Origin of the sequence: Mesorhizobium sp. M7A.F.Ca.CA.002.04.1.1 (assembly GCF_004022805.1) — a bacterium.
Lineage (GTDB): Bacteria > Pseudomonadota > Alphaproteobacteria > Rhizobiales > Rhizobiaceae > Mesorhizobium > Mesorhizobium ciceri.
This window is the reverse complement of sequence record NZ_RZPL01000357.1, coordinates 1-5,618: the sequence shown is the minus strand read 5'-3', so window position 1 is coordinate 5,618 and position 5,618 is coordinate 1. Positions and strand designations below refer to the sequence as shown.

Genomic DNA, 5,618 nt, shown 5'->3' with positions numbered 1-5,618 from the left:
CCGGCTTTCGACGCGCAGGCCGATGTTCCGCCGCTGGTCGGCCAGTTGCTGAACGATCTCATCGCCACGATAGAGGGCCGCTGATGCTGAAAGCCCGTGTCATCCCCTGTCTCGACGTCAAGAACGGCCGTGTCGTCAAGGGCGTCAACTTCGTCGATCTCGTCGACGCCGGCGATCCGGTCGAGGCGGCCAAGGCCTATGACGCGGCCGGCGCCGACGAGCTTTGCTTCCTCGACATCACTGCTTCGTCGGACAATCGCGAGACCATCTTCGACGTCATCGCACGCACCGCCGAACAATGTTTCATGCCGCTGACCGTCGGCGGCGGCGTGCGCCAGGTCGCCGACATCAGGAAGCTGCTCTTGGCCGGCGCGGACAAGGTGTCGATCAACACGGCGGCGGTGAAGAACCCGGACTTCGTTGCCGAGGCTGCCGACAAGTTCGGCAACCAGTGCATTGTCGTCGCCATCGACGCCAAGAAAGTGTCCGCCACCGGTGAGGCCGACCGCTGGGAGATCTTCACCCATGGTGGGCGCGAAAAGACCGGCATCGACGCGGTCGAGTTCGCGCGGAAAATGGTCGATCGCGGCGCCGGCGAGATCCTGCTGACCTCGATGGATCGCGACGGCACCAAGGCCGGCTACGACATCGCGCTGACCCGCGCGATATCAGACGCCGTGCGCGCGCCGGTCATCGCTTCCGGCGGCGTCGGCACGCTCGACCACATGGTCGAAGGCATTCGCGACGGCCATGCCGGTGCGGTGCTGGCCGCGTCCATCTTCCATTTCGGTACCTACACGATAGCGCAGGCCAAGGCGCATATGGCCGCCGCAGGGCTGCCGATGCGGCTGGACTCTGTGAATAATCGGCCCTAAAGCATGATCCCGAAAAGTGGGAACCGGTTTTCGGAAAAGATCATGCCTAAACAAGCAGATAGATGGCGCCATGGCTGAGTTTTCGCTGTCAGGTCTTGAAGAAACCATCAGGGAACGCGCCCATTCCGGCGACCCGGACTCGTGGACGGCAAAACTGTTCGCGCGCGGCATCGACAAGGCGGCGCAGAAACTCGGCGAGGAAGCAGTCGAGACGGTGATTGCCGCCGTCAAGGGCGACAAACAGGCCCTCGTTTCGGAAAGTGCCGATCTTATATATCATTGGCTCGTCGTTCTCGGCCTCTCGGGGGTTTTGCTGAGCGACGTGCTCAAGGAGCTCGAAGGCCGCACCCGGCGTTCGGGCATCGCCGAGAAGGCGTCACGGCCCAAGGGCTGACCGCGAGGAAGGGCAGGTATCTCGATGGATCAGCTCGCGCCGACCGAGAAGTATTCCCCGTTTCGCTTCTTCTCCGCCGAGCAATGGTCGCAATTCCGCGCCGACACGCCGCTGACGCTGAGTGCGGACGAATTCCGCCGCCTGCGGTCGCTCAACGATCCGGTCGATCTCGAAGAGGTCACGCGCATCTATCTGTCGCTGTCGCGGCTGTTGTCGGCTCATGTCGAAGCGAGCCAGCTGCTGTTTCGGCAACGCCAGGCCTTCTTCAACGCGGTCGACGTGGTCAAGACGCCCTTCATCATCGGCATCGCCGGTTCCGTCGCGGTCGGCAAATCGACCACCGCACGCGTGCTGAAGGAGCTTTTGGCGCGCTGGCCGTCGAGCCCCAAGGTCGATCTCATCACCACCGACGGCTTCCTGCTGCCCAACGAGGTCCTGCGCCGCGAGAACCTGATGGAGCGCAAGGGTTTTCCAGACAGTTACGATGTCGGCGCGCTGCTGCGCTTCCTGTCGGGCATCAAGTCGGCGCTGCCCGATGTCCGCGCGCCGGTCTATTCGCACCTCACCTATGACGTCATTCCCGGCGAGTTCGTCACCATCGACCGGCCCGACATATTGATCTTCGAAGGCATCAATGTCCTGCAGCCCGGCAAGCTGCCGCAGGACGGCAAGATCGTGCCTTTCCTGTCGGACTTCTTCGATTTCGCCATCTACATCGATGCCGACGAGAAGCTGATCCACAACTGGTACATTTCCCGCTTCATGCGGCTGCGTGAGACCGCCTTCCGCAATCCGGACTCCTTCTTTCACCGCTACTCGCAGCTGTCGGAGGGTTCGGCGCGCGCCATCGCCGAAGGCCTGTGGACCAACATCAATTTGAAGAATCTGCGCGAGAACATCCTGCCGACGCGGGCCCGCGCCGACTTGATCCTGCGCAAGGGCGCCGACCACCTGATCGAGGAAGTGGCGCTCAGGAAGCTGTGACGGCCGGCTTCGTCACCCGTCGCAATGTCAGATTGATCCGCCCACCGTTTTTCAGCAGCGCCGAGGTCGAGGGATAGATCCGATCGACGCCGTGAAAGCACAGCCGCCCCTCGCCGCCGAGCACCACGACATCACCGCTTTGCAGCCTGAACGACTTGGTGGCGCCATCACGCGTGGTCTGGCCAACCCGGAACAGGCAGTCGTCGCCGAGCGAGACGGAGACGACCGGCGCCGAAAAGTCGGCCTCGTCGCGGTCCTGATGCAGGCCCATCTTCGCATCCGCCGTGTAGAAATTGATCAGGCACGCTTCCGGCGGATGCGGATAGCCCGAGACCTCGCGCCACAGGTCGAGCAGCGCATCCGGAATTGGCGGCCAAGGCGCCCCGGTTAGCGGATGCGCCGGCTGGTAACGATAGCCGTGCTCCTTGTCGGTGACCCAGCCCAGCGGCCCGCAATTGGTCATGCGCACGCTCATCTCCTTGCCGGTGCGCGGCATGGCCGGCACGAACAGCGGCGCCTGCTGCACGATCCGTCTCACCTCGTCGACCAGTTCTTCCTGCACGGTGCGTGACAGGTAGGCCGGCATGTGGCGGACGCCTTTGGGCAGAACGAGCACGGATTCGATCGCCTCTTGGATGGTTCGGAACCGTAAAATGTCACGATCAAATGAAAACGGCGACCCGAAAGCCGCCGCTCTTGTCGAATTGGCAGTCGCCGATCAGGCGAGGTCGGGGATGCGCAGCACCTGGCCCGGATAGATCTTGTCGGGATGGGTCAGCATCGGCTTGTTGGCCTCGAATATGACCGTGTTCTTGACGCCTTGGCCCTTGCCGTAGCTTTTCTCGGCGATCTTCCAGAGATTGTCGCCCTTCTTCACGGTGTAAAAGGTGGGCTCCTTGGCCGGGGCGGCGGCCGTGCCAGGTGCTGGCGCGACCTGTAATTCGTCCGCCTGCACCTTGGAGACGCCGAGCGTGTTGCCGACGGCGATGACCGCCTTCTCGAAGATCGACTGGTCCTTGACCACACCCTTCAGCACCGCCGTATCGCCGTTGACGACGACCTCGACGCCATCGGTGCCGAGCTTGTGCGAATCGAGCTCCTTCTTGAGTGTGTCGGCCGTGGGTGCGGCTTCGTCGTCACCGCCGATGCCCAGTTTCTTGCCGACACTCTTGACGAAATCGAACATGCCCATCGTTGGTCTCCATTGCTGTGGTGGGTGATCGCAGCTTGCCATCTGCAACCCAGAATTGGAAGCCACCCGCGCGTTGCAGCTTCGCGGTGCTTAATCGTTCTCCACCCGGCCGCGCAGCTTCTTGATCGTGCCTCGCCCGGCCTTGCTCTTCAGCCGCCGTTCCACGGCACCCTTTGACGGCCGCGTCTTCTTGCGCGGTGGCGGCGGCGGTTCGGCGGCCTTGGCGACCAGTGCCGTCAGCCGTGCCCGCGCATCCGCCCGGTTCTGTTCCTGGGTGCGGAAGCGGCCCGCTTCGATGACAACGACGCCGTCCTTGGTGACACGCTGGCCGGCAAGCTTGATCGTCCGCTCGCGCACGCGCTCCGACAGACCCGCTGCGTTGGCGGCGTCGAAGCGCAGTTGCACCGCCGTCGCCACCTTGTTGACGTTCTGGCCGCCGGGACCGGACGAGCGGATGAAATCCTCGTGCAGGTCGCCCGGATGGATCACCGCATCGCCTGATATGATGATGTTGTCGTCGCTCGCCATGCCGCAGTCATGGCGCGGCGGATCGAAAAAGAAAAGGCCCGATCGAACCGGGCCTTTCAACGAAGCTGAACCCCGTAGCGCGATTACTCCGCCGCTTCCTGCATGCGCGGCGCCGCACCCAGCACCACGGCATCGACATGGCTTTCGAATTTCTCGAAATTGACGGCGAACATGCCGACCAGCCTTGCCGCCTGCCGGTCATAGCCGGCCTTGTCGGCCCAGGTGGAGCGCGGGTCGAGAATGGCGCTGTCGACGCCTCGAACCGCCACCGGCACCTCGAAACCGAAATGAGGGTCGGTGCGGAACTCGGCCGTCTTGAGCGAGCCGTCGAGTGCGGCGGCAAGCAAGGCCCGCGTCGCCTTGATCGGCATGCGCTTGCCGGTGCCGTAGGCGCCGCCGGTCCAGCCGGTGTTGACCAGCCAGCAATCGGCGCCGTGGCGGGCAATCAGCTCGCGCAGCAGATTGCCGTATTCCGATGGATGGCGCGGCATGAACGGGGCGCCGAAACAGGTCGAAAACGTCGCTTCGGGCTCGGTCACGCCCTTTTCGGTTCCGGCCACCTTGGCGGTGTAGCCGGAGAGGAAATGATACATCGCCTGCGCCGGGGTCAGCCGCGCGATCGGCGGCATCACGCCGAACGCATCGGCGGTCAGCATGATGATGTTCTTCGGATGGTTGGCGCGGCCGGTCTTGCTGGCGTTGGGGATGAAATCCAGCGGGTAGGCGCAGCGTGTGTTTTCGGTCAGCCTTCCGTCGTTGAAATCCGGCACGCCATCAGCGTCGAGCACGACATTTTCCAGCACCGTGCCGAAGCGCTGCGTGGTGGCGAAGATTTCCGGCTCGGCTTCCGCCGACAGCTTGATCGTCTTGGCGTAGCAGCCGCCTTCGAAATTGAAGATGCCGTGGGGTCCCCAGCCATGCTCGTCGTCGCCGATCAGCGTGCGCGAGGGATCGGCCGAGAGTGTCGTCTTGCCGGTGCCCGACAGGCCGAAGAAGATGGCGGCGTCGCCGGCCATACCCTCGTTGGCCGAGCAATGCATCGGCATCACGCCTTTCGCCGGCAGCAGATAGTTGAGCATGGTGAACACCGACTTCTTCATCTCGCCGGCATAGGAGGTGCCGCCGATCAGCACGACCTTGCGCGTGAGATCCACGGCGATCACCGTTTCGGTGCGGCTGCCGTGGCGGGCGGGATCGGCGCGGAAGGACGGCAGGTCGATGATCGTCATGGCAGGCACGAAATGCTCGAGCTCGGCGGCATCGGGACGAATGAGCAGATTGCGGATGAACAGCGAGTGCCAGGCAAATTCGGTGATCACCCTGGTCGGCAGCTTCAGCTCCGCATCGGCGCCGCCGATCAGGTCCTGGACGTATAGATCCTTGTCCCAGGCATGCGTCTGGAAATCGGCGAGCAGCGTGTCGAACTGGGCTTGTGAAATTGCCTTGTTGTTGTCCCACCAGACATGCGGTTCGGTGTCACTGTTGCGGACGACAAACTTGTCCTTGGGCGAGCGGCCGGTATGCTGGCCTGTCTCGGCGACCAACGCGCCATGTGCGGTCAAGCGGGCCTCGCCGCGCCGGATCGAGTCCTCATAAAGAGCAGCCGCACCGAAATTATAGCGCACCACGCCGGTGGTTTTCAGGC

At 63.5% G+C, this 5,618-nt stretch carries 7 protein-coding genes; 3 read left to right on the top strand and 4 right to left on the bottom strand.

The features are described 5' to 3' along the window. Positions 1 to 80: 80 nt before the first annotated feature. The 3 genes from hisF to coaA all read left to right on the top strand — a co-directional run bounded on the left by hisF (position 81) and on the right by coaA (position 2,253). Positions 81 to 875, top strand: a complete 795-nt coding sequence (gene hisF, locus ENZ75_RS18830) for an imidazole glycerol phosphate synthase subunit HisF (RefSeq protein ID WP_024501998.1) — start codon at positions 81 to 83, stop codon at positions 873 to 875. Positions 876 to 945: 70 nt separating this feature from the next. Continuing rightward, on the top strand, positions 946 to 1,269 hold the full coding sequence (locus ENZ75_RS18825) for a phosphoribosyl-ATP diphosphatase (RefSeq protein ID WP_013528343.1): 324 nt from the start codon (positions 946 to 948) through the stop codon (positions 1,267 to 1,269). Positions 1,270 to 1,293: 24 nt separating this feature from the next. Next, entirely contained in the window at positions 1,294 to 2,253 is a 960-nt protein-coding gene (coaA, locus tag ENZ75_RS18820) for a type I pantothenate kinase (protein ID WP_013528342.1), read from the top strand. Here the strand turns inward: coaA and ENZ75_RS18815 are convergent. The 4 genes from ENZ75_RS18815 to ENZ75_RS18800 all read right to left on the bottom strand — a co-directional run bounded on the left by ENZ75_RS18815 (position 2,240) and on the right by ENZ75_RS18800 (position 5,616). Then, the gene (locus ENZ75_RS18815) at positions 2,240 to 2,869 is read right to left on the bottom strand and encodes an alpha-ketoglutarate-dependent dioxygenase AlkB (RefSeq protein ID WP_013528341.1); all 630 of its coding nucleotides are present in this window, start codon (positions 2,867 to 2,869) and stop codon (positions 2,240 to 2,242) included. The two genes, coaA and ENZ75_RS18815, sit on opposite strands and share 14 nt — an antisense overlap. Positions 2,870 to 2,971: 102 nt before the next feature. After that, positions 2,972 to 3,445: a peptidoglycan-binding protein LysM gene (lysM, locus tag ENZ75_RS18810; RefSeq protein WP_013528340.1), complete on the bottom strand. Its 474-nt coding sequence runs from the start codon at positions 3,443 to 3,445 to the stop codon at positions 2,972 to 2,974. 90 nt (positions 3,446 to 3,535) lie between these two features. After that, on the bottom strand, positions 3,536 to 3,973 hold the full coding sequence (gene arfB, locus ENZ75_RS18805) for an alternative ribosome rescue aminoacyl-tRNA hydrolase ArfB (RefSeq protein WP_128278236.1): 438 nt from the start codon (positions 3,971 to 3,973) through the stop codon (positions 3,536 to 3,538). An 83-nt stretch (positions 3,974 to 4,056) separates the two neighbouring features. After that, on the bottom strand, positions 4,057 to 5,616 hold the full coding sequence (locus tag ENZ75_RS18800) for a phosphoenolpyruvate carboxykinase (protein ID WP_245481174.1): 1,560 nt from the start codon (positions 5,614 to 5,616) through the stop codon (positions 4,057 to 4,059). Positions 5,617 to 5,618: the final 2 nt, after the last annotated feature.